The 20,429-nt window shown below is 71.9% G+C and carries 18 protein-coding genes; 6 read left to right on the top strand and 12 right to left on the bottom strand.

Annotated elements, in window-relative coordinates; genetic code table 11:
• Positions 1–90: 90 nt before the first annotated feature.
• Positions 91–753, bottom strand: a complete 663-nt coding sequence (gene nucS / locus AB0M26_RS05665) for an endonuclease NucS (RefSeq protein ID WP_365254976.1) — start codon at positions 751–753, stop codon at positions 91–93.
• A gap of 213 nt (positions 754–966) precedes the next feature.
• Here nucS and AB0M26_RS05660 point away from each other — a divergent pair, with 213 nt between their 5' ends.
• On the top strand, positions 967–1,359 hold the full coding sequence (locus tag AB0M26_RS05660) for an SCO5389 family protein (RefSeq protein WP_365254973.1): 393 nt from the start codon (positions 967–969) through the stop codon (positions 1,357–1,359).
• A gap of 36 nt (positions 1,360–1,395) precedes the next feature.
• Here the strand turns inward: AB0M26_RS05660 and AB0M26_RS05655 are convergent, their stop codons facing one another.
• The gene (locus AB0M26_RS05655) at positions 1,396–2,424 is read right to left on the bottom strand and encodes an LLM class flavin-dependent oxidoreductase (protein WP_365254970.1); all 1,029 of its coding nucleotides are present in this window, start codon (positions 2,422–2,424) and stop codon (positions 1,396–1,398) included.
• 404 nt (positions 2,425–2,828) lie between these two features.
• On the opposite strand from AB0M26_RS05655, the gene AB0M26_RS05650 reads away from it, so the two are divergent.
• Positions 2,829–3,149: an ATP/GTP-binding protein gene (locus AB0M26_RS05650; protein WP_365254967.1), complete on the top strand. Its 321-nt coding sequence runs from the start codon at positions 2,829–2,831 to the stop codon at positions 3,147–3,149.
• A gap of 38 nt (positions 3,150–3,187) precedes the next feature.
• Here AB0M26_RS05650 and AB0M26_RS05645 read toward each other — a convergent pair whose 3' ends face one another.
• The 8 genes from AB0M26_RS05645 to mce form a co-directional block, all read right to left on the bottom strand.
• Positions 3,188–4,210 (bottom strand): ABC transporter permease, encoded by a 1,023-nt coding sequence (locus tag AB0M26_RS05645; RefSeq protein ID WP_365254964.1) that lies wholly within the window; start codon positions 4,208–4,210, stop codon positions 3,188–3,190.
• Complete coding sequence (locus AB0M26_RS05640; protein WP_365254962.1) at positions 4,207–5,499, bottom strand: ABC transporter ATP-binding protein; 1,293 nt, start codon at positions 5,497–5,499, stop codon at positions 4,207–4,209. Before AB0M26_RS05640 ends, AB0M26_RS05645 begins: the two co-directional genes overlap by 4 nt.
• Before the next feature lie 110 nt (positions 5,500–5,609).
• Positions 5,610–6,539: a hypothetical protein gene (locus tag AB0M26_RS05635; RefSeq protein ID WP_365254959.1), complete on the bottom strand. Its 930-nt coding sequence runs from the start codon at positions 6,537–6,539 to the stop codon at positions 5,610–5,612.
• Positions 6,540–6,732: 193 nt separating this feature from the next.
• Positions 6,733–7,503, bottom strand: coding sequence for an ABC transporter permease (locus AB0M26_RS05630; protein WP_365254956.1), 771 nt, complete (start codon positions 7,501–7,503; stop codon positions 6,733–6,735).
• A 2-nt stretch (positions 7,504–7,505) separates the two neighbouring features.
• Positions 7,506–8,549 (bottom strand): ABC transporter ATP-binding protein, encoded by a 1,044-nt coding sequence (locus AB0M26_RS05625; RefSeq protein ID WP_365254954.1) that lies wholly within the window; start codon positions 8,547–8,549, stop codon positions 7,506–7,508.
• A 255-nt stretch (positions 8,550–8,804) separates the two neighbouring features.
• Positions 8,805–9,740, bottom strand: coding sequence for a cellulose-binding protein (locus AB0M26_RS05620; protein WP_365254951.1), 936 nt, complete (start codon positions 9,738–9,740; stop codon positions 8,805–8,807).
• 115 nt (positions 9,741–9,855) lie between these two features.
• Positions 9,856–13,527 carry a polarized growth protein Scy gene (gene scy / locus AB0M26_RS05615; RefSeq protein WP_365255261.1) on the bottom strand — a complete coding sequence of 1,224 codons (3,672 nt, stop codon included), beginning with the start codon at positions 13,525–13,527 and terminating at the stop codon, positions 9,856–9,858.
• Positions 13,528–13,744: 217 nt separating this feature from the next.
• The gene (mce, locus tag AB0M26_RS05610; RefSeq protein ID WP_365254948.1) at positions 13,745–14,185 is read right to left on the bottom strand and encodes a methylmalonyl-CoA epimerase; all 441 of its coding nucleotides are present in this window, start codon (positions 14,183–14,185) and stop codon (positions 13,745–13,747) included.
• 166 nt (positions 14,186–14,351) lie between these two features.
• Here mce and AB0M26_RS05605 point away from each other — a divergent pair, with 166 nt between their 5' ends.
• Positions 14,352–15,536: an acetyl-CoA C-acetyltransferase gene (locus AB0M26_RS05605; RefSeq protein WP_365255258.1), complete on the top strand. Its 1,185-nt coding sequence runs from the start codon at positions 14,352–14,354 to the stop codon at positions 15,534–15,536.
• Positions 15,537–15,591: 55 nt separating this feature from the next.
• On the top strand, positions 15,592–16,551 hold the full coding sequence (gene meaB / locus AB0M26_RS05600; protein WP_365254945.1) for a methylmalonyl Co-A mutase-associated GTPase MeaB: 960 nt from the start codon (positions 15,592–15,594) through the stop codon (positions 16,549–16,551).
• 106 nt (positions 16,552–16,657) lie between these two features.
• Here the strand turns inward: meaB and AB0M26_RS05595 are convergent, their stop codons facing one another.
• On the bottom strand, positions 16,658–17,296 hold the full coding sequence (locus tag AB0M26_RS05595) for a PepSY domain-containing protein (protein WP_365254942.1): 639 nt from the start codon (positions 17,294–17,296) through the stop codon (positions 16,658–16,660).
• A gap of 126 nt (positions 17,297–17,422) precedes the next feature.
• On the opposite strand from AB0M26_RS05595, the gene AB0M26_RS05590 reads away from it, so the two are divergent.
• Both AB0M26_RS05590 and AB0M26_RS05585 read left to right on the top strand, forming a co-directional pair.
• The gene (locus AB0M26_RS05590; RefSeq protein WP_365254939.1) at positions 17,423–18,088 is read left to right on the top strand and encodes a response regulator transcription factor; all 666 of its coding nucleotides are present in this window, start codon (positions 17,423–17,425) and stop codon (positions 18,086–18,088) included.
• Positions 18,081–19,811: a HAMP domain-containing sensor histidine kinase gene (locus AB0M26_RS05585; protein ID WP_365254936.1), complete on the top strand. Its 1,731-nt coding sequence runs from the start codon at positions 18,081–18,083 to the stop codon at positions 19,809–19,811. The genes AB0M26_RS05590 and AB0M26_RS05585 overlap by 8 nt, the downstream gene beginning before the upstream one ends.
• Before the next feature lie 136 nt (positions 19,812–19,947).
• On the opposite strand, the gene AB0M26_RS05580 is transcribed toward AB0M26_RS05585, so the two are convergent.
• The gene (locus AB0M26_RS05580; RefSeq protein ID WP_365254933.1) at positions 19,948–20,424 is read right to left on the bottom strand and encodes a MarR family transcriptional regulator; all 477 of its coding nucleotides are present in this window, start codon (positions 20,422–20,424) and stop codon (positions 19,948–19,950) included.
• Positions 20,425–20,429: the final 5 nt, after the last annotated feature.

The following is a 20,429-nucleotide window of genomic DNA, read 5'->3' as shown; positions in this document are numbered from 1 at the left end:
GGGCTTTCCGCGCAACACACGGGGTTTCCGCGCACCGGGGGGAGGCGCGGGCCTGCGGAGTGCTACGGCCCCCGCCGGAGCGGCCCGCCGTCAGAAGAGGCGGAGCTTGTCGTCCTCCAGGCCGCGCAGCGCGTCGTAGTCGAGCACGACGCAGCCGATCCCGCGGTCGGTGGCCAGCACGCGCGCCTGTGGCTTGATTTCCTGGGCCGCGAAGACCCCCTTCACAGGCGCCAGATGGGGGTCGCGGTTGAGGAGTTCGAGGTAGCGGGTGAGCTGTTCCACCCCATCGATCTCGCCACGGCGCTTGATCTCGACCGCGATCGTCCCGCCGTCCCCGTCGCGGCAGAGGATGTCTACGGGGCCGATAGCGGTGGGGAATTCACGCCGAATCAGAGAATAGCCGTCACCGAGGGTTTCGATACGGTCCGCAAGCAGTTCCTGCAGGTGTGCCTCGACACCGTCCTTGATCAGGCCCGGGTCCACGCCGAGTTCGTGGGAGGAGTCGTGCAGCACTTCCTCCATGGTGATGATGAGCTTCTCGCCCGCCTTGTTCACCACGGTCCACACACCGTCGTCCCCTTCTTTGAGCGTGCACGGCGGGGACATCCAGTTGAGGGGTTTGTAGGCCCGGTCGTCGGCGTGCACCGACACGCTTCCGTCCGCCTTCACCAGGATCAGACGGGGGGCGGAGGGGAGGTGGGCCGTGAGCCGGCCCGCGTAGTCCACGGAGCACCGGGCAATGACGAGACGCATGGTCGGCCACGCTACTCGACACCCCGCCGTCCACGCGATTCGCCCTGGATGGACCTGTTCGGGAGTGGCCGGTTGTGTGCCCATTCTCCTGGTGCGGCTGCCATGACCCGCTTAGATTGAAGCGGGAAGTTGTCGAACGAGCACGCTGCGTGCGCGAAAACTTTCCTTCCCTGCCCGTAAGACCCCGATTCCGGGGTCGCGAGAGGAGAACCCATGTCGCTCGACGTCTCACCGGCCCTGCTTGCGAAGGCCGAGCGAGGCGAGGTCGACGAAGCCGAATTCGTCGACTGCGTCCGGACCTCCCTGCCTTATGCATGGGAGATGATCAGCTCTCTGGTGGCTCAACTGAAGGTTGACGGCGGCGAGTTCGCCGACAACCACGTGCCGCCGCCGGACGAGCAGGCGCGCGGCCAGTTGCTTCGTGCGCTGGCGAGCGACGCGATACGGGGTGCGCTGCAACGGCACTTCGGGGTACGGCTGGCGTTCCAGAACTGCCACCGCGTGGCGGTCTTCCCCCTCGACTCGTCGGTCGACGAGCGACTGGCCCGGTTCACTTCCGTACGGGGGCAGTTGCTCAATCAGTCGCCGGAGTTCAGGGACTGCTGAGGCTTCGGCTGCCGCTCCGGCACGGGGGGAGGTGCATCAGGGCAGGAGCGGCAGCACCTCGCTGCCCAGCCGCCGTACGTTCTCCTCGGTGGACGCGAGGTCGCCCGATCCCTCGACGAGTAGGGCGAACCGGTCGATGCCGGTGCGCTCCGCCGTGGCCGCCAGACGGTCGGCGCACAGCGCGGGCGGGCCCACCGGGTGCAGTCGGCACAGGAGTTCGGTGTACTCCTCCGGGTCGCGCATGCGCCGTGTCCGGCCGTCGACCGTGACATGGGCGCCCAGGCCCTGACGCAGCCAGCCGGGCATGGCCTTGGTCAGCGCCTCGACCGCGTCCCGCCGGTCGTCGGCGATCTGCACCACGCCCGCCGAGACATGGGCGGCGGAGGCGATCTCCTCGGGTGAACGGCCCGCCGCCAGCGCCGACTTCCGCCAGAGCGCCACCGCCTCCGCCTTCTCCTCGTCCCCGCAGTGCATCCCGAGCAGCATCGGCAGCCCGCGCTCCGCCGCCATACGCACGCTCGTGGGGGAGGTACAGGCGACGACGACGGGCGGGCTCGCGGGCCCGTCCAGTAATTCGTCCGGGCGCGGCACCACGGGGACCTCCCGGAACGAGAAGCGCTCGCCGTCCGCGCCGACGCGCGGCTCGCGCAGCCAGCGCATCAGCAGATCGAGGGATTCGGGGAAGCCCGACTCGTACGCCTCCAGGCCCGAGCCGAAGACCTCGAGATCCACCCAGGGGCCCCCGCGCCCCACCCCCAGTGTGAACCGGCCACCCGACGTGAGGTGCAGCAACGCCGTCTGCTCACCGAGCGCCACGGGATGGACGTTCGGCAGGACGCTGATGGCTGTGCCCACGCCGATGCGCCGGGTCCGGCCCAGCAGCAGCGCAGCGAGCGTCACGGCGGACGGACAGACCCCGTACGGTACGAAGTGGTGCTCGGCGAGCCAGACCGCGTCGAGCCCCGACGTCTCCGCGACATCGGCGGACCGCACCGCGCGGTGCAGCGCCTCCCCCTGTCCCTGGCCCGGGAATTGGGCGGCCAGTACAAAAATTCCTAAGCGCATCGCCTTCTGCCTCCTCGCGGCCGACGCGGCATTCCCCCTACTGGCATTAACGCCTGACACGTGCCAAAGGCACGGCCTCGCAAGAGTTTTTGCCGATAATCAGCGCGATACGGGTGCCCCGCGCGGCGGAAGCGATTACTCCGGGGGCGCCAGGCGGGAACTCCGTTGCGCCAAGGGGGTGTTCCGGGGGGCCAGTGGCGTTCGGCGGGCGGGAGGCGGGAGGCGGGAGGCGGGAGGCGGGAGGCGGGAGGCGGGAGGCGGGAGGCGGGTGTTCGGGGGTTCCGGTGGGAGCTCTGCCGAGTGCGAGGTGCCGTGGTCGGCGGGGCGTCCGGCGCGCTGCCCACGGTGTTCCCGGCGCGTAGGCTGGGGCGACCAGCCCGTCCCCGGATGATCGAGAGGTGCCCGTGTCTCCGCGTCGAAACCGCCCGTCCGGCGCAGGGAAGACGCCTCCCCCGCGCGGCACCGGCGACCGCCACGGGCTGGAGCGGACCGAGAACTGGCAGGGCGAGTCCTGGGTCGTCCGGCAGATCAGCGGCAGCGCCGCGACGAAGTACTACCGCTGCCCCGGATGCGACCACGAGATCCCGCCCGGTTCCCCGCACGTCGTCGCCTGGGCGCAGGACGGCACGGTCGACGACCGGCGGCACTGGCACCGGGCGTGCTGGAACGCGAGGGACCGCCGCACCACGCGGGTGCAGCGGTCCCGTAACGCTCCGCGGTACTGACCGGGCGGTCTCACGCGCCGGCGGTCATACGCCGGCCGTCACACGTCGCGCTTCTCCATCAGGGCGAAGGCGGCGACGAGCGCGGCGGCGGTCGCGCCCGCCAGGATCCACAGCAGGTCCCAGCCGGTGCCGTCGCCGCCGTCCATCGGGATGCGGTAGAGCGAGGCGAGGCCGTTCAGCGGCGAGTACTCGATGAGGGCCTCGCGGACCTTCTGCAGGCTCTCGGTCACCATGAACAGCGCCAGCAGCAGCGGCAGCAGAACGACACCGAGCATCGTGGTGATGGCACCCGCGGAGTGGCGGAGCATCGCGCCCACGGCCAGCGAAAGCAGGCCGAGGAGCGCCACGTACAGCCCCGCGCCGACGGTCGCGCCCAGCCACTCGCTGCTGGTGGCGATGACCTTGCCGGCCTCGATGGACTCCTTGGGGAGTGAGGCGTACTCGGCCGGCGGACGGCCTCCCAGCATCGAGGAGTTGATGAGCGCCGTGAGCCCGGTGGCCACGGTCGTCATGACGAACGACAGCAGGAAGAAGATCACGGCCTTCGCGCCGAACACCCGGCCGCGCGAGGGGCAGGCGGTCAGCGTCGTACGGATCATGCCCGTGCCGTACTCGGAGGTGATCACCAGCACGCCGAGCGTGATGACGCAGATCTGACCGAGCATCAGACTGAAGAAACCTCCGGACAGCACCGGCATCTGGGTCTCGTCCGAACTGCTGAGCAGGAGGGCGATGAGCAGGCCCACGCCGACGACCAGGACGAGCATGCTGCCCAGCGTCCACATCGTGGAGCGCACCGTACGGATCTTGGTCCACTCGGAGGTGAGCGCATGGCCGAAGTTGGTGCGGCGGACCGGGATCGGTGAGTGGTAGCCCGCGTGTCCGCCCGGCCTCTGCGGGCTCCCACCGTGCCCGCTCTGTGGGTGCCCGCTCTGTGCGTGTCCGCCCTGTGGGTGCCCGCCGGGGGCCTGCCGCGGGTCCGGCGCCGCCGGCGCCGGACTCTGCGGGGCCGCCTGCGGCGGCAGGGGAGCGGCGCCGTGCTGCTGGTAGGGGGTCGTCATCGGGCGTCCTCGCTGTTGCGCGTCGTCGGGTTCGGGACGGCGGGGGCCTGCGGAGCGGCGTGCGCGCCGCCGTGCGGCTGCGGCGGCTGCCACGCGGCCTGCGGTGCGCCGTACGGGTTCGGCGCAGCTGCCGGAGGGCCGACCGGGGGCTGCGCGTACGGACCGGACCCACCGGCCTGCCGCCCGGCGCCACCGGGGACCTGGCCGGGAGCGGGTGCGCCCCAGCCCTGCCCGCTGTGAGCCCTCTGCTCCCAGCCGCCCTGCTGCTGCCCGAAGCCACCGGGCGGAAACGGCCCGCCGGGACCGAACCCGGGTGCGCCCTGCGGCGCGAAGCCGCCCGCGGGCGGGCCCTGCAGCCCGGACCGCTGGTCGTCGGTCGAGCGGTAGTCCACGGCGCCCTGCGTCAACCGCATGTACGCCTCCTCCAGCGACGCCTGGTGCGGGGAGAGTTCCCACAGCCGTACGTCCGCGGCGTGCGCGAGATCGCTGATGCGGGGCAGCGGCAGGCCGGTGACGCGCAGCGCGCCGTCCGGCTCCGGCTGCACCTGGCCGCCCGCCTCCTTCAGTGCCGCCTGCAGCTTCTCGTGCTGCGTGGGGTCGCCTTCGGGGGTGCGGACCCGCGCGAAGTCGGCGGAGTTGGCCGAGATGAAGTCCTTGACGTTCATGTCGGCGAGGAGCTGCCCCCGCCCGATGACGATCAAGTGCTCGGCGGTCAGGGCCATTTCGCTCATCAGGTGACTGGAGACGAAGACCGTACGGCCCTCGGACGCCAGGCGCTTCATGAGGTTGCGGACCCAGAGGATACCCTCGGGGTCGAGGCCGTTGACGGGCTCGTCGAAGAGCAGTACCTGCGGGTCGCCCAGGAGCGCCGCCGCGATGCCCAGGCGCTGGCCCATGCCGAGGGAGAAGCCCTTGGACCGCTTCTTTGCCACGTCCTGCAGACCGACGACGCCCAGGACCTCGTCGACCCGCCGGGCGGGGATACCGGACAGCTGGGCCAGGCACAGCAGGTGGTTGCGCGCGCTGCGGCCGCCGTGCACGGCCTTCGCGTCGAGCAGGGCGCCCACCTGGCGCGGTGCGTTGGGCACCTTGCGGTACGGGTGACCGCCGATGGTCACGTGTCCGCTCGTGGGCTGGTCGAGCCCGAGGATCATGCGCATGGTCGTGGACTTGCCCGAACCGTTGGGCCCCAGGAAGCCGGTGACGGTACCGGGTCGCACTTGGAACGACAGGTTGTACACGGCCGTCTTGGCGCCGTAGCGCTTCGTCAGACCGACTGCCTCGATCATTCTCCGCCCCTCGACAGGTTCGTCGGGGCACAGCTCGGGCCCCCGTAAGGGTTAGGACGATATCGCGGCGTTGACGGTTCATCTCAAGTCGGCACCGAACCTCGAGTGCGCTACTCAGATGTGTCCGACCAGGGAGTCCCCAGTGGTGGCACATCGTCGTAGAGCAGCGGTTCCGCCTGGTCGCGGGCGTACGGCGGGAAGTTCGGCGCCGTCAGCACCCACCCCTCCTCGGCGAAGATCCGCACGCCGGATTCGCGCAGCGCCGCGTCGGATCGGGCCCGGGCGACCCAGGATTCCGGTCCGGGGCCGAGGACTTCGCGCAGCCGGGGGGAGGCGGCGAGCAGCGCGGACAGCAGGGCGCGCTGGTCGCCTCCGCCCGGGCGCGGCAGACCGTCCGGACCCGCGAGCAGGCCGCGCTCACTGACATAGAAGTAGGCGCCGCCCATGCGCTCGCCGGACGGCATCGTCATCGGGAACCGGTCGCCGGGCAGCAGCGCCCGCCGGTAGTTGAAGATCTCGCTGGTGTCCAGCGCCGCCAGTTGGGCCGGGTCCAGCCAGCTCACCACGAGCGTCGTCTCGGCGCCCGGTACGGCGTACGGCGTCGCGGCCACGAAGCCGGGCCGGCTGATGTGGGCGGACGCGCCGATCGCGATCCCGCGCACCCGGACCGGCACCATCGGCACGGCGACCGGAAGTCCGAGCCGCGTCAGCTTGTACCGGATCTGGCCCGGCGAGGCGTTGGAGCCCACCGCGACGACGGGGTGCCGGCGGCCGGTGGTTGCCTGCCCCAGGCCGGCCAGCACGTCGTCCAGGGCGGGGGCGTTCCCCGAGCCGTCGTCCGCCCGGCCGTCGTCCGGTCGCCCCTCGTCCGCGAACCCGCCGACCGTCCAGGCGCCCAGGCGGCCCGGCCGGACGTACATGGGCAGCAGGTCACCTCCCGAGAGAAGTCCGGGAGCGGGCAGAGGGCGACCGGGATAGGTGAGGGGCCGGCGGGCCGGTACGTCGGCGAGGCCAAGCGATTCCAGGCTTCGGTCCGTCACGGCTGCGTCTCCCCGGGCGGGACGGCGTTCCCCCACCAGGTCTACCCGGAACGCGGCAGCGGCGCCACGGCCTGCGCGGCGGGACGAACCGGGAGCCGCCCCACCGAGTGCGCGGTGGGGCTAACCGGAGCCGTGCCACCGAGTGCGCGGCGGGACGTACGGCCACCGGCGCCCGCAGCGATCGACGAGCCGGTCAGGCGTCCCGGCGGCGCAGGACCGCGTACCCGCCCAGCAGGGCCGCGACCACCCACAGGACCATGATGCCCAGCCCGCCCCACGGCCCGTACGGCGCCGTGTCGTCCGGCGGCGTGACCACCTGCATGACGCGGCTGCCCGCCTGATCCGGGAGGTACTGGCCGACTTTGCGCGTGGCGTCCACATTGCCCAGGACGTTGGAGATGATGAAGAAGAAGGGCATCAGGATGCCGAGCGACAGCAGCGGGCTGCGCAGCATCGCCGCGATGCCCATCGAGAACATCGCGATGAGGCCCATGTAGATCCCGGCGCCGAAGACCGCGCGCAGCACGCCGGGCTCGTCGATGGAGACGCTGTGGTCGCCCAGCAGGGCCTGGCCGAGGAAGAACGCGCCGAAGCTCGTCACGAAGCCGATGAGGAAGGCCAGGGCCGTGGCCACGGCGACCTTGCTGAAGAGCAACGTGGCGCGCTGCGGTACGGCGGCGAGTGACGTGCGGATCATCCCGGTGCTGTACTCGCTGGAGACCACCAGCACCCCGAAGACGATCATCGCGAGCTGGCCGAGACCCATGCCGGCGAAGCTCGTAAACGTCGCGTCGAAGGAGAACTGGTCCCGGGCCGGCATGTCATCGAAGCTGTTGCGGGTCACGATGCTGATGAGCGCGCCGAGCGCGAGCGAGACGGCGAAGGCCAGGCTCAGCGTCCAGAGCGTCGACGTCACGGACCTGATCTTCGTCCATTCCGACCGGAGGACGTTCGTCGCGGCCATGGTCAGCGCCCCTCTCCGTGCTTGCGGACCGACTGCGCGCGCCAGTCGGCGCCCCATGCGGGAGCTGCGGTTTCCCGGGGATCCGGCGCTCCCTGAGCGACCGGTTCCGCAGGACGGGACGGCACAGCTCCCGTGGCGTCGTTGTGCGCGTGGTACTCAACCGCCCCGGCGGTCAGCCGCATGAACGCCTCTTCCAGCGATGCCTGCTGGGGGCTCAGCTCGTGCAGCACCAGCCGGTGCTCCGCCGCCAGTTCGCCGATCTGCGCCGCGCCCCCGTCCTCCACCTCGAGCGAGCCGTCTTGCGCCGCGGTGACCCGGGTGAACCCGGCGATGTCCAGTACCTCGCGCAGCTTCTCCTGCTCGGGCGCGCGCACCCGTACGTACGACCGGGAGTTCCGCGCGATGAAGTCCCGCATCGAGGTGTCGGCCAGCAGCCTGCCCTGACCGATGACCACCAGATGGTCGGCGGTCAGGGCCATCTCGCTCATCAGATGGCTGGAGACGAAGACGGTGCGGCCCTCGGCCGCCAGACGCTTCATCACATTGCGGATCCAGTGGATGCCCTCGGGATCCAGGCCATTGACCGGTTCGTCGAACATCAGGATCCGCGGGTCGCCGAGCAGGGCCGCCGCGATGCCGAGCCGCTGGCCCATGCCCATGGAGAAACCCTTGGCGCGCTTCTTCGCCACCGCGGTCAGCCCGACGATGTCCAGCACCTCCGGCACCCGGCCGCGGGGAATGCCGTTGCTCTGGGCGAGGCACAGCAGATGGTTGTACGCGCTGCGTCCGCCGTGCACCGCCTTGGCCTCCAGCAGCGCGCCGATGTACCTCAGCGGATCACGGAGATCGGCATAGTGGCGGCCGTCGATCCGGACGTCACCACTGGTGGGGTGGTCGAGGCCGAGGACCATGCGCATGGTTGTGGACTTGCCCGCGCCGTTCGGCCCCAGGAAGCCGGTGACCATGCCCGGTCGGACTGTGAACGTCAACCCGTCGACGGCAAGCTTGTCGCCGTAACGCTTCGTCAGTCCCTGGAGCTCGATCATTCCCTCACGCTAAGCACGGATCGTGACGGCGTGCCAGGCGAACGCCTCCGGCCGGGGCAGAGCAGGGGTCAATCGTCCCGTGCCGGGCTTCGCAACGAAAAATGCACAGGGGCGGCACAGGGACGGCACAGGGACGGCACAGGGACGGCACACAGGGATCCGCGACGGATGGCGCAGCGGAAAGACCGCGGCCCCGTGCCACCTCGGGTGGCACGGGGCCGCGGTCTGCTGCGACTGCTCTCCGGGAGGGGAAGGTCAGCGCGTCTGCTGGGCCGGAACGCCGTGGGAGGCCTGCTCCTCGTCCTGGGTGCCGGCCGCGGCGACCGCGGCACCGGTCAGCGTGGCAAGCATCTCGCGGACGTTCGTGAGCTGCGCGTTGATGCTGTCGCGGCGGTTGGTGAGCGCGGCCAGCTCACGCTCGGATTCGCTGCGGATCCGGTCTGCCTTGGCGTTGGCGTCGGCGACGATGTCCTCGGACTGGCGCTGGGCGGTCTCGACCGTCTGGCGGGCGCGGCGCTCGGCGTCCGTCCGCAGCTTCTCGGCCTCCAGTCGGAGCTGCTCGGCGCGGTGCTCGATCTCCGCGAGACGCTTCTCCGCCTTGGCCTGGCGGGAGGCCAGATCGCGCTCGGACTGCTCACGACGCTTGGCGAGGTTCGTCTCGAAGTCGGCGGCGGCCTGCGCGGCCTTGGCGCGCGTCTCCTCGAAGAGGGTGTCCGCCTCCTCGCGCTTGGACTGGGCGTCCTTCTGCGCGTCCGCGCGCAGGGCCGCGGCATCGCCCTTCGCCTTCTCGACGATCCGGGCGCCCTCGTCCTCGGCCTTGGCCTTGCGCTCGGCGGCGTACGACTCCGCGTCGTTGCGGACCTGCTGCGCGGCGCCCTCGGCCAGTTCGCGGTGCTGCTCGGCGGCCCGGCGGGCCTCCTCGCGCAGATCCTTCGCCTCCTCCTCGGCGAGCCGGAGGATCTTCTCGACGCGGGCACCGAGACCGGCGTAGGACGGCTCGGCGTCGTTGACCTGGGCCTGCGCGTTCTGCGTCTCGAGGTGGAGCTCCTCGATGCGCTTCTCCAGAGAGGTGATACGAGCCAGTGCACTGTCACGGTCGGCGACGAGCTTGGTGATGCGGTCGTCCACCTGCCCGCGGTCGTAGCCACGCCGCACGAGCTCGAAGCCGAAGGGGGAGGAAGTGTCGCTCATGGGGTTCCTGTCGAATGAGACCGGTGAGGTGATAGAGGGAATCCTAGGGGCGCGAGCGGCGTGTCATCGAGTCAATGCGGGTTTGATCTGGAGAATGAACCCTCTTTTGGGTGGCTTAGCCCTCTGATTGCTTGCCACTCGTTCGGGTTGCACCTGCCCCCGCCGCCGCCTTGACACCGCTCGCGCTCGAGCTGCCGTTGGCACCCGCCTTCCCGGCACCTGGCGTCTCGAAGGACTCCAACGCCTCCAGGACGTCCTGGACACGGGAGATTTCGGCGTTGATGTCCTTACGGCGGCGTACGAGGACCTCCAGCTCGCGCTTGCCCTCGTCCACCGTCCGCTGGGCCTCCTCGGCCGCCTCGGCCCGGATGCGCTCCGCCTCCCGCTGGGCCTCGGCCTTCTTCTGCTCGGCCTCCTTGAGCAGGACCTCGGCCTTGCGCACCGCGGCGATCCGCACCTTGCTGGCCTCGCTGTTGGCCTCGGAGACCAGCGACTTGGACTTCTCCTCGGCCTCCGCGAGCTGTTCGCCCGCCGCCTTCACGAGCTTGTCCACCCGCTCGCCCGCGGACTTCATCGCCTCGGAGGTCTCGCGGCGGGCGCGCTCGTGGAGTTCCTCGACCTCGGCGTCGACCCGGGTGCGCAGCTCCTCGGCACGCTCGCGGATCGCAGTGGCGTCCCGGCGCGCCTCGCCGAGCAGGGTGTCGGCGTCCGTACGGGCCTGCTCCACCAGCCCGTTTCCGTCGTTGGTCGCCTCGTTGACGATGCGGTCGGCCTCCTTGCGGGCCGCACCCACCATCGCGTCGGCCTGCTCCTCGGCGGCGGTCGCGGCGCGTACCGCCTCCTCCTGGGCCTTGGCGACGAGTTGGTCGGCCTGCTCGGCCGCCGCGCTCAGCCGCTTGGCCGCCGCCTCGCGCGCCTCGTCGGCCTTGGCCGTCGCCTCGTCGTGCAGCCGCTCGGCCTCGGCCCGGGCCTCGGCCACGAGACGGTCGGACTGGTCGGCGGCGGCGGAGCGGCGCTGGTTGGCATCGGCACGGGCCTCCTCGCGGACGCGTGCGGCCTCCCGCTCGGCCGTGGCGAGCGCGTCGGCGGCCTCGGTGCGCATGCGCTGCGACTCGGTGGTGGCCTCGGACATGAGCCGGTCCGCCTGCTCCGCGGCCTCGCCGCGCTTGCGGGCCGCGTCCTCGCGGGCGGCGGCCACCAAGCGGTCGGCCTCGTCGATGGCCTCCGAAACGGTGCGATCGGCCAGCGACTTGGCGGCCTCGGTCTCCTCCTGGGCCTCGCGCCGGAGCCGGGTGGCGTCCCCCGAGGCCCGCTCCCGCTCCGCGTACGCGTCGGCGCGGACCCGGTCGGCCTCTTCCTGCGCCTCGGTCCGGGTGCGCGCCGCCGCGTGCTCGGCGGCCGACCGCAGACCGACGATCTCCTCCTCGGCCTGCTCGTGCAGCCCGGCCACCGAGTCCCGCACCTGCTGCGCCGTCTGCTCGGCGGCGGTGACCAGTTCGGCGGACCGGCGCTCCGCCTCCTCGACCAGACGCTGGGCCTCGGTCTGTGCCTCCTCGACCCGCTGGCGGGCCGTGGCCAGCAGCTCGTCGCTCTGCTCGCGGGCCCGGGAACGCTCCTGGTGGGCCTCCTCGCGCGCGTCGCCGAGGAGGGTCTCGGCCTCCCTGCGTCGACGGGACGCCTCCTCCTGGGCGGCGGCCAGCGCCTCGGCGGCCTCGGTGCCGGTGCGCTCGGCGGCGGCCGCGGCCTCCGCCCGTACGCGATCGGCGGTCTCCTGGGCCTGTGCCCGCAGCTCCTCGGCCTCCGCCGCCGCCTCGCTGCGCAGCCGTACGGCGGCGGACTCGGCTTCCACCCGGGTGTTGGACGCGTCGCTCGCGGCCTCGTTGCGCAGCCGCTCGGCCTCCGCCTCGGCCTGCTGCTGCAGCGAGCGCAGCCGCTCGGCGGACTCGCTCCGCAGCCGCTCCGTCTCCTCGGCCGCCTCCCGGCGCAGCCGCTCGGCCTCCGTACGGGCCTCACGCAGTGCCTCCTCGGCGGCGGTGACCCGGGTCTCGGCCTCGGAGTGCAGCCGGGACAGCTCGTCCTCGGCCTCGGCGCGCCGGTCGCGGGCGGCCTGTTCGGCCTCCTCACGAAGCTGCTGGGCCTCGTCGGCCGCCGCCTGCGAGAGCTGCCGTGTCTGCTCGGTGGTCTCGGCCCGCAGCTCCTCGGCCTCCTTGCGGGCCCGCTCCAGCGCCTCGTCGGCCTGGCGGCGCAGGGTGGAGGCGCGCTCGATCGCCTCGGTGCGGACGCGCTCGCTCTCGGTCGACGCGGCGTTCCGCATCTCCTCGGCGTCCGCCTTGGACTTGGCCAGCAGGTCCTCGGCCCTGCTGGCCGCCTCCTCGATCTGCTGGACCGCCTCCCGCCGGGCCTCGCTGCGGAGCCGCTCGCCCTCCGCGACCGCCTCGGCGCGCAGCTCCTCGGCCTCGCCGCGCAGCCGCCGCGCCTCGTCCTGCAGCTCGACGGTCCTGGCGCGGTACTCCTTGGTGTCGTCCTTGGCGGCGCCCTTGAGCTGCTCGGCGGAGTCCTGCGCCTCGTTGCGCAGCCGGTCGGCCTCGGCCTCCGCCTCGCGGCGGATCCGATCGGCCTCCTCACGGGCGGCCTTGGTGGTCGATTTGGCGTCCTCCGACGCCTTGTCGAGGACCTCCTCGGCGCTGCGGGCGGCCTTGGCGAGCGCGGCCGCGGAGTCCTCGGCGGCCCGGGAGTGGGCGGACTCCTGGGCCTCGGAGACCATCCGCTCGGCCTCGGCGCGGGCGTCGGCGCGGATCTGCTCGGCCTCCGCCTTGGTGGCCTCGGCCTCCTTGACGGCCTCGGCCACCATCCGGGCGATCTCGCCCTTGGCGGTGCGGGTCCGCTGCTCGTTCTCCGACTCGGCGTTGCTCAGCCGCTTCGCCGCGGCCGCCTCTGCCTCCTCGTGCAGCCGCTCGGCCTCGGCGCGCGCCTCGCGCAGCGCTTCCTCGGCCTCCCTCATGCGCTGCTCGGCGGTGCGGGTCAACTCGGTGGCCTGGCGGCGGGCGGAGTCGGACTCGGTGACGGTGGACGTGCGGAGCTGCTCGGCGTGGTCCGTGGCCTCCTGCGCCTGCGTGGAGGCGGCGTTCAGCAGCCGCTCGGCGTCCGTACGGGCACGGCGCAGGATCGCTTCCGCTTCTGCGCGGGCGGCCTCGCTCTCGGAGTGGAGGCGCTCGCGCGCCTGCTCGGCCAGTCGCTGGGCCTCGGCGCGGGCGGCGGCGAGGGACTGCTCGGTCTCGGCCCGGGTCTCCTCCATGAGCCGTCGGGCCTGTGCCTCGGTGCGGGCGCGGAGCTGCTCGGCCCATGCGACGTTGTCGTTGACGTGCGACTCGACGGTGGCACGGCGCTCGGCCAGCTCCTCGTCCAGGCGCTGGCGGCGGGTGACGGCCTCGGCGTGGAGATCGGCCTCGAGCCGGGCCTGCCGCTCGGCCTGCTCCTGGAGGACGCGCTGGGTCTGGGCCCGGGCCTCGCGCAGCTCGCGCTCGGCGTCGGCGCGGAGCTGGTCGGCCTGGATCTGGGCGTTCCGCAGGAGCTGCTCGGCCTGGTAGCCGAGTCCGGAGGCGTCGTAGGCGGGGCGGGACGCGAGATTGCGGCGCGCCTCGTGCAGCTTGGCGCGCAACACCTCGACCTGGTAGCCGAGGTCGTCGGCGTGCTGGACCGCCTTCTCGCGCTCGGTCCGGAGCCGCTCCATCTCGGCTTCGAACTTCGAGAGGTGGTCGTCAGCCTCGTAGCGGTCGTAGCCCCGCACTGCGCGGTCCCATCCGTCCCCTGGTCGCGTCACCGGCACCATCCCTGCCCGTCCAGGCGCCGGCCCGTTCTCCGATCTGCACTGTTGCCCTTCTCCGATACGTGTCTGGATACGTGCCTATCGGAGAATGGTGTCAGATCATCGGCGAGGCATGGGTCACAGCCCCCAACCCCTACCCCGGCCGAGCGGCCACTCTACCGGCCGGGGCTCGATGAGGTCAGTGCTCGTCACCTGCTGAAGGGGCCGCTGTGACCAGTTCGGTGAGCACGCCGTGGCAGTCCTTGGGATGCAGAAAAGTGATGCGCGAACCCATGGATCCGATACGCGGCTCGTCGTAGAGCACGCGCACGCCCTTGTCGCGGACGGCCGCGGCGTCACCGTCGACGTCGGCGGTGCCGAAGGCGATGTGGTGCACGCCCTCGCCGTTCTTGGCCAGCCACTTGCCGACCGCGGAGTCCTCGCGGGTGGGCTCGAGGAGCTGGAGGTAGGAGGCTCCGCCGTCCGAGGTCTCATTGATCTTGAGCATGGCCTCCCGGACGCCCTGCTCCTCGTTGACCTCGGTGTGGAACACCTCGAACCCGTACGTGGCACGGTAGAACTCGACGGTCTTGTCGAGGTCGAAACAGGCGATCCCGATGTGATCGATACGCGTCAGCATGAATCCAGTCCACCCTTCTCACAGTCCGTTACGCAACGTGCGCGCCATCACACCCTTCGGGCGATGACCCGGGCCTGTACCGCTCAGTACATTGAAAGTAAACCCTCGTTCACATCCTTCTCCCCGAAGGGGCCGCCCCATGACTGGTTCGACCGGCACCACCTCCGTGATCGTTGCAGGAGCCCGTACGCCCATGGGGCGCCTGCTCGGATCCCTGAAGACCTTCTCCGGGGCCGACCTCGGCGGTGTCGCCATCAAGGCCGCGCTCGACCGGGCCGGCATCGGCGGCGACCAGGTGGAGTACGTGATCATGGGCCAGGTGCTCCAGGCGGGTGCCGGGCAGATCCCGGCCCGCCAGGCGGCCGTGAAGGCCGGCATCCCGATGAACGTGCCGGCGCTGACGGTCAACAAGGTGTGCCTCTCCGGTCTCGATGCCATCGCGCTGGCCGACCAGCTCATCCGCGCGGGTGAGTTCGACGTGATCGTCGCCGGCGGCCAGGAGTCCATGACCAGCGCCCCGCACCTGCTGGCGAAGTCCCGCGAGGGCTTCAAGTACGGCGCGGTGGAGATGCTCGACTCCATGGCACACGACGGCCTGACCGACTCCTTCGAGAACGTCGCGATGGGCGCGTCCACCGAGAAGCACAACACCCGCCTCGGTATCGGCCGGGAAGCGCAGGACGAAATCGCCGCGCACTCCCACCAGCGCGCCGCGGCCGCCCAGAAGAACGGACTCTTCGAGGCCGAGATCACCCCGGTCGAGATCCCGCAGCGCAAGGGCGACCCCGTGATCTTCTCCAAGGACGAGGGCATCCGCGCCGAGACCACCGTCGAGTCGCTGGCCAAGCTGCGCCCCGCCTTCGCCAAGGACGGGACGATCACCGCCGGCTCGTCCTCGCAGATCTCCGACGGCGCCGCCGCCGTCGTGGTGATGAGCAAGGCCAAGGCCGAGGAGCTGGGCCTGGAGTGGATCGCGGAGATGGGTGCGCACGGCAATGTGGCGGGCCCGGACAACTCCCTGCAGTCCCAGCCGTCGAACGCAATCCGGCACGCGCTGGGCAAGGAGGGCCTGGGCGTGGAGGACCTCGACTTGATCGAGATCAACGAGGCGTTCGCCGCCGTCGCCGTCCAGTCAATGAAGGACCTGGGGGTTTCCCCCGAGAAGGTGAACGTCAACGGTGGTGCCATTGCCCTCGGCCACCCGATCGGCATGTCCGGCGCCCGGATCGTGCTGCATCTGGCGCTGGAGCTGAAGCGGCGGGGCGGCGGCACCGGCGCGGCCGCGCTGTGCGGTGGCGGCGGCCAGGGCGACGCCCTGATCGTCCGGGTCCCGCGGAACGGCGGCAAGTGAGCCGGACGCGAGCAGTGGGCGACCGGTGACGAGCAGCGCGAGGAGCGGAGCATTCATGGCTGATGTCCCCACCCTGGTGGAGCAGGCGAGGCAGGGGCGGCCGCGGGCCGTGGCCCGGCTGATCTCACTGGTGGAGGGGGCGTCGCCGCAGCTCCGCGAGGTGATGGCGGCCCTTGCTCCGTTGTCCGGCGGTGCCTACGTCGTCGGGCTCACCGGTTCGCCCGGTGTCGGCAAGTCGACGTCCACCTCGGCGCTGGTCACCGCGTACCGGAAGATCGGCAAACGGGTCGGGGTCCTCGCCGTAGACCCGTCCTCGCCGTTCTCCGGCGGTGCACTGCTCGGCGACCGGGTGCGGATGAGCGACCACGCCTCGGACCCCGGGGTCTACATCCGCTCGATGGCCACCCGCGGACACCTCGGTGGTCTCGCCTGGGCCGCGCCCCAGGCGATCCGCGTGCTGGACGCCGCGGGGTGCGACGTGGTCCTCGTCGAGACGGTCGGCGTCGGGCAGTCGGAGGTGGAGATCGCCTCGCAGGCCGACACCAGCATGGTGCTGCTCGCCCCCGGGATGGGGGACGGGATCCAGGCGGCGAAGGCCGGGATCCTGGAGATCGGCGATGTGTACGTGGTGAACAAGGCCGACCGGGACGGAGCGGACGCGACCGCCCGGGAGCTCAACCACATGCTCGGCCTCGGGGAGGCGCGGTCCCCCGGCGACTGGCGCCCGCCGATCGTCAAGACCGTGGCCTCGCGGGGCGAGGGCACGGACGAGGTCGTCGAGGCACTGGAGAAGCACCGCGCCTGGATGGAGGAGCGGGGGATACTCGCCGAACGCAGGGTCCGGCGGGCGGCCGGCGAGGTCGAGGCGATCGCCATGACCGCGCTGCGGGAGCGGATCGGTGACCTGCACGGGGACCGTCGTCTGGGTGCGCTGGCGGAGCGGATCGTGGCGGGCGAGCTCGATCCGTACGCCGCGGCGGACGAGTTGGTCGAGGGCGTGACGAACGGCGGCTGACCCCTCTCTCGTACACCGCCGCCCGGCGCGACCCGACGAACGGGCCCGGGCTGCTCCATTGCGGCCCCGGGCCCGTTCGTGCGCGGGGAATGTGCGCCGTGGGCGGTCAGTCGTCCTGGCCGCGGTCGTCGTCCCGGTCGCCTGTGCCTTCGTCCCGCCGGTCGTCGTCTCCGTGCCGGTGATCCTCGCGGTCGTCCCGGTCGTCCCGGTCGTCGGCGCGGTCGTCGTCACCATCCCGGTCGTCGCGGTCGTCCGCTTCCGCCGGTCCCTGGCCGACCTTGCCCGTCTTCAGGTCGACAAGCACGTCGCGCTCCTTGCCGTCCCGGCCCTGGACTTCGAGGGCCCAGGCGTAGACCGGGCCGTCGTCCTCCAGGTCGAGCGAGGTGACCGTGCCGGGGACGGCCCGCAGCGCGGCGGCGATGGCCTCGGTGGCGTCCGTCTGCGCGCCCTTCGCGGCCGCGGTCTCGCGGGCGTCGTCGGGTCCGCGGTCGTCGCTGCCGCTGTCGTCGCGGTTCTCCCGGGCGTCGTCCGCGTCGGCCCGCCGGTCGTCCAGGTCGCTGTCGTCGCGGTCGTCACTGTCGTCGCGGGCGTCGTCCCGGTCGTCGTCGGCGACCCGCAGGCTCGCGCCGGACGGCTGCTGCGCGGCCGTCGCGGCGCCGTCGCCCGTGAGCGCCACGGCGCTGGCCGTGCCACCGGCGACCAGGGCCGCCGCGGTGACGGTGGCGATCACGATGTTGCGCTTCATGAGGTTCCTCCCCTTTGCGGTGAATCGCGGTTGATTGCGATGGGGACCACCGTGCCGAAGCGAGGCTGAAGCCAGGCTGAAGGCGTCTGAAGGTTTCTTCAGGAACGTTCTGGGAGCCTGGGCGTCATGCGCTTGCTGATAGTCGAGGACGAGAAGCGGCTCGCCCTGTCGCTGGCCCGCGGACTCACGGCGGAGGGCTTCGCCGTCGACGTGGTGCACGACGGGACGGAAGGCCTGCATCGCGCATGCGAGGGCGCGTACGACCTGATCGTCCTCGACATCATGCTGCCGGGGATGAACGGATACCGGGTGTGTGCGGCGCTTCGGGCCGCCGGCAGCGATGTCCCGGTCCTGATGCTCACGGCGAAGGACGGCGAGTACGACGAGGCCGAGGGGCTGGACACCGGCGCCGACGACTACCTGACCAAGCCCTTCAGCTACGTCGTGCTGCTCGCCCGCGTACGCGCCCTGCTGCGCCGTCGCGCCCGTACGGCCGCCCCGGTGCTGAGTGTCGGGGACCTGAGCGTGGACACGGCGGCCCGGCGCGTGACCCGCCAGGACACCGAAGTCGCGCTGACCGCGAAGGAGTTCTCGGTGCTGGAGCAACTGGCGCTGCGCGCGGGCGAGGTGGTCTCCAAGTCCGAAATCCTCGAGCACGTCTGGGACTTCGCCTACGACGGGGACCCCAACATCGTCGAGGTCTACATCAGCGCGCTGCGGCGCAAGCTGGGGGCGCAGACCATCGGCACGGTGCGCGGCGCCGGGTACCGGCTGGTGGCCGACCGTGCGTAGGTTCTTCGGTTCCGTGCGCTCCCGCGCCGCGCTCGGCGCGACCGCGGTCGTGGCGCTTGCGCTGGTCGGCGCGGGCATCGCCGTGCTGATGGTGCTGCAGGGCAATCTGGACGGGCAGGTCAGCCTGCGGGCGGAGGTCGAGGCCCGGGAGGTCGCGGGAAGGATCGCCTCGGGTGTCGCGTACGACAGGCTCGACCTGCCGGACGCGGACGAGAACCCGGTCCAGGTCCTGGACGAGCGCGGCAGGCCCGTGGCCGTGAGCGAGGGGCTGAACGCGGTGAACGGCACGGCGGCAGGCTCCGGCGCCGCCGGAGGAGGGGAGAACCGGGGCAAGGGGGGCCGGCCGGAGGACCGGGCCGAGGACCGGGAAGGCCGCGAGGACGAGGACGCCGACGAACGCGCCGACCCCGGTGAGGCCGCCGGGGATCTTCAGGACGGCGAGGACGGCGAGGACGGCGAGGACAGCGAGGACAGCGAGTACAGCGACCCCGAGCCCGGAAAGAGCTCGGACGAAGCGCACATCAGCAGCTCCACCGCGACGGTGGAGGGGGAGAGCGGCGACTACCGCTTCGCCTCCGTGGAGGCGACCACGCCCAGCGGAACGACGTTCACCGTCCGCGCCGGTTCCCCGCTGGCCCCCGAGGAGGAGGCCGTCGGTGTGGTGCGCAACGCCATGCTCCTCGGCCTCCCCCTCCTGCTGCTGGTCGTCGCGGGCGTGACCTGGCTGGTCACCCGGCGGGCGCTGCGGCCCGTCGAGGGCATCCGCGGCGAGATGGCGGCGATCACGTCGTCCACCGATCTGTCCCGGCGGGTGCCGGAGCCGGACGCGCGCGACGAGATCGCACGCCTGGCCCGTACGACCAACGAGACGCTGGCGGCGCTGGAAGCCGCGGTGGAACGGCAGCGGCGCTTCGTCGCCGATGCCTCGCACGAGCTGCGCAGCCCCATCGCGAGCCTGCGCACCCAGCTCGAAGTGGGGGTCGCGCACCCGGAGTTGCTGGATGTGGGCGGCGCGGTTGCGGACACCGTACGGCTTCAGCAGCTCGCCGCCGACCTGCTGCTGCTGGCCCGGCTCGACGCGGGCGAGGGGCCCAAGCAGGGCAGCCGGGTCGAACTGGCCGCCATGGTGCGGAAGGAGCTGGGTCAGCGGCACCACGACCGCGTCCCCGTGGCCACCGGGCTGAGCGGGCCGCCGCTGGAGGTGGCGGGGTCGCGCGGCCAGTTGGCGCGTGTGCTGGGCAATCTCGTGGACAACGCGCAGCGGCACGCGGCCGGGGAGGTGCGTGTCACGCTGAGGTCCGAGGACGGCTGGGCGGTGCTGGAGGTGACCGACGACGGGGCGGGTGTGCCCCCGGCCGAACGGGAGCGGATCTTCGAGCGGTTCGTGCGCCTGGACGACGCCCGCAGCCGGGACGACGGCGGTGCCGGTCTCGGCCTCGCCATCGCCCGTGACGTGGTGGAGCGGCACGGGGGAACGCTGACGGTGGGCGACGCGCCGGCGGGCGGAGCGGCGTTCGTGCTGCGTCTCCCGGCGTCCCGTCCGGCGTCGCGAGCGTTCCGTCCGGCGTCGCGTTCAGCGGGAACGGCAGAAGCGGCGGGGACGTCAGAAGCGGCGGGGACGGCGGAGACTGCGGGGACGGCAGAATCGGCAGAAGCGGCGGGAACGGCGGAAGCCGCGGGGGAGGCGGAGACGGCGCCGGCCGTCGGCCGGCGGGGCTCGTAGGGCGGAGCCGGCCGGGCTCGTAGGGGCGGAGCCGGCCGGGCCGGTCGGACCCCTGGTACCGCCATGGGCCCGGCTGCGTCGTGCGGGGTCGTACGGGGTCGTACGGGGTCGTACGGGGTCGTACGGGAACGGCGGCCTAGCTGCGGCTCCGCTGAGAGCGCAGATGGTGGGCCACCGGGGTCAAGGACTCGCGCAGCGCTTCGAGTTCCTCGGCAGGCAGCAGATCGATGAAGTGCCGGCGCACCGACTCGACATGGTGCGGTGCGACCTTCCGCATGGTCTCGGAGCCCAGGTCGGTGAGGACCGCGTACAGGCCCCGGCGGTCGGATTCGCAGTGCTCCCGGCGAACCAGACCCGCATTCTCCATCCGTGTGATCTGATGGGAGAGGCGGCTCTTCGACTGGAGCGTCGCGGCGGCGAGATCGCTCATCCGCATCCGCTGTTCCTCGGACTCGGACAGGTTCACCAGGATCTCGTAGTCGTTGTTGGTCAGGCCGAACGGCTGAAGATCCTTCTCGAGCTGGTGCATGAGTAGCTTGTTGACATCAAGGTGGGTACGCCAGGCCCGCTGCTCCTGGTCGGTGAGCCAGCGGACATCCGTCTCGGTCTTCATAGACT

The organism is Streptomyces sp. NPDC051776, from assembly GCF_040681345.1.
Taxonomy (GTDB): domain Bacteria; phylum Actinomycetota; class Actinomycetes; order Streptomycetales; family Streptomycetaceae; genus Streptomyces.
The sequence above is the reverse complement of the archived record's forward strand: the minus strand, read 5'-3'. Positions and strand labels throughout refer to the sequence as shown.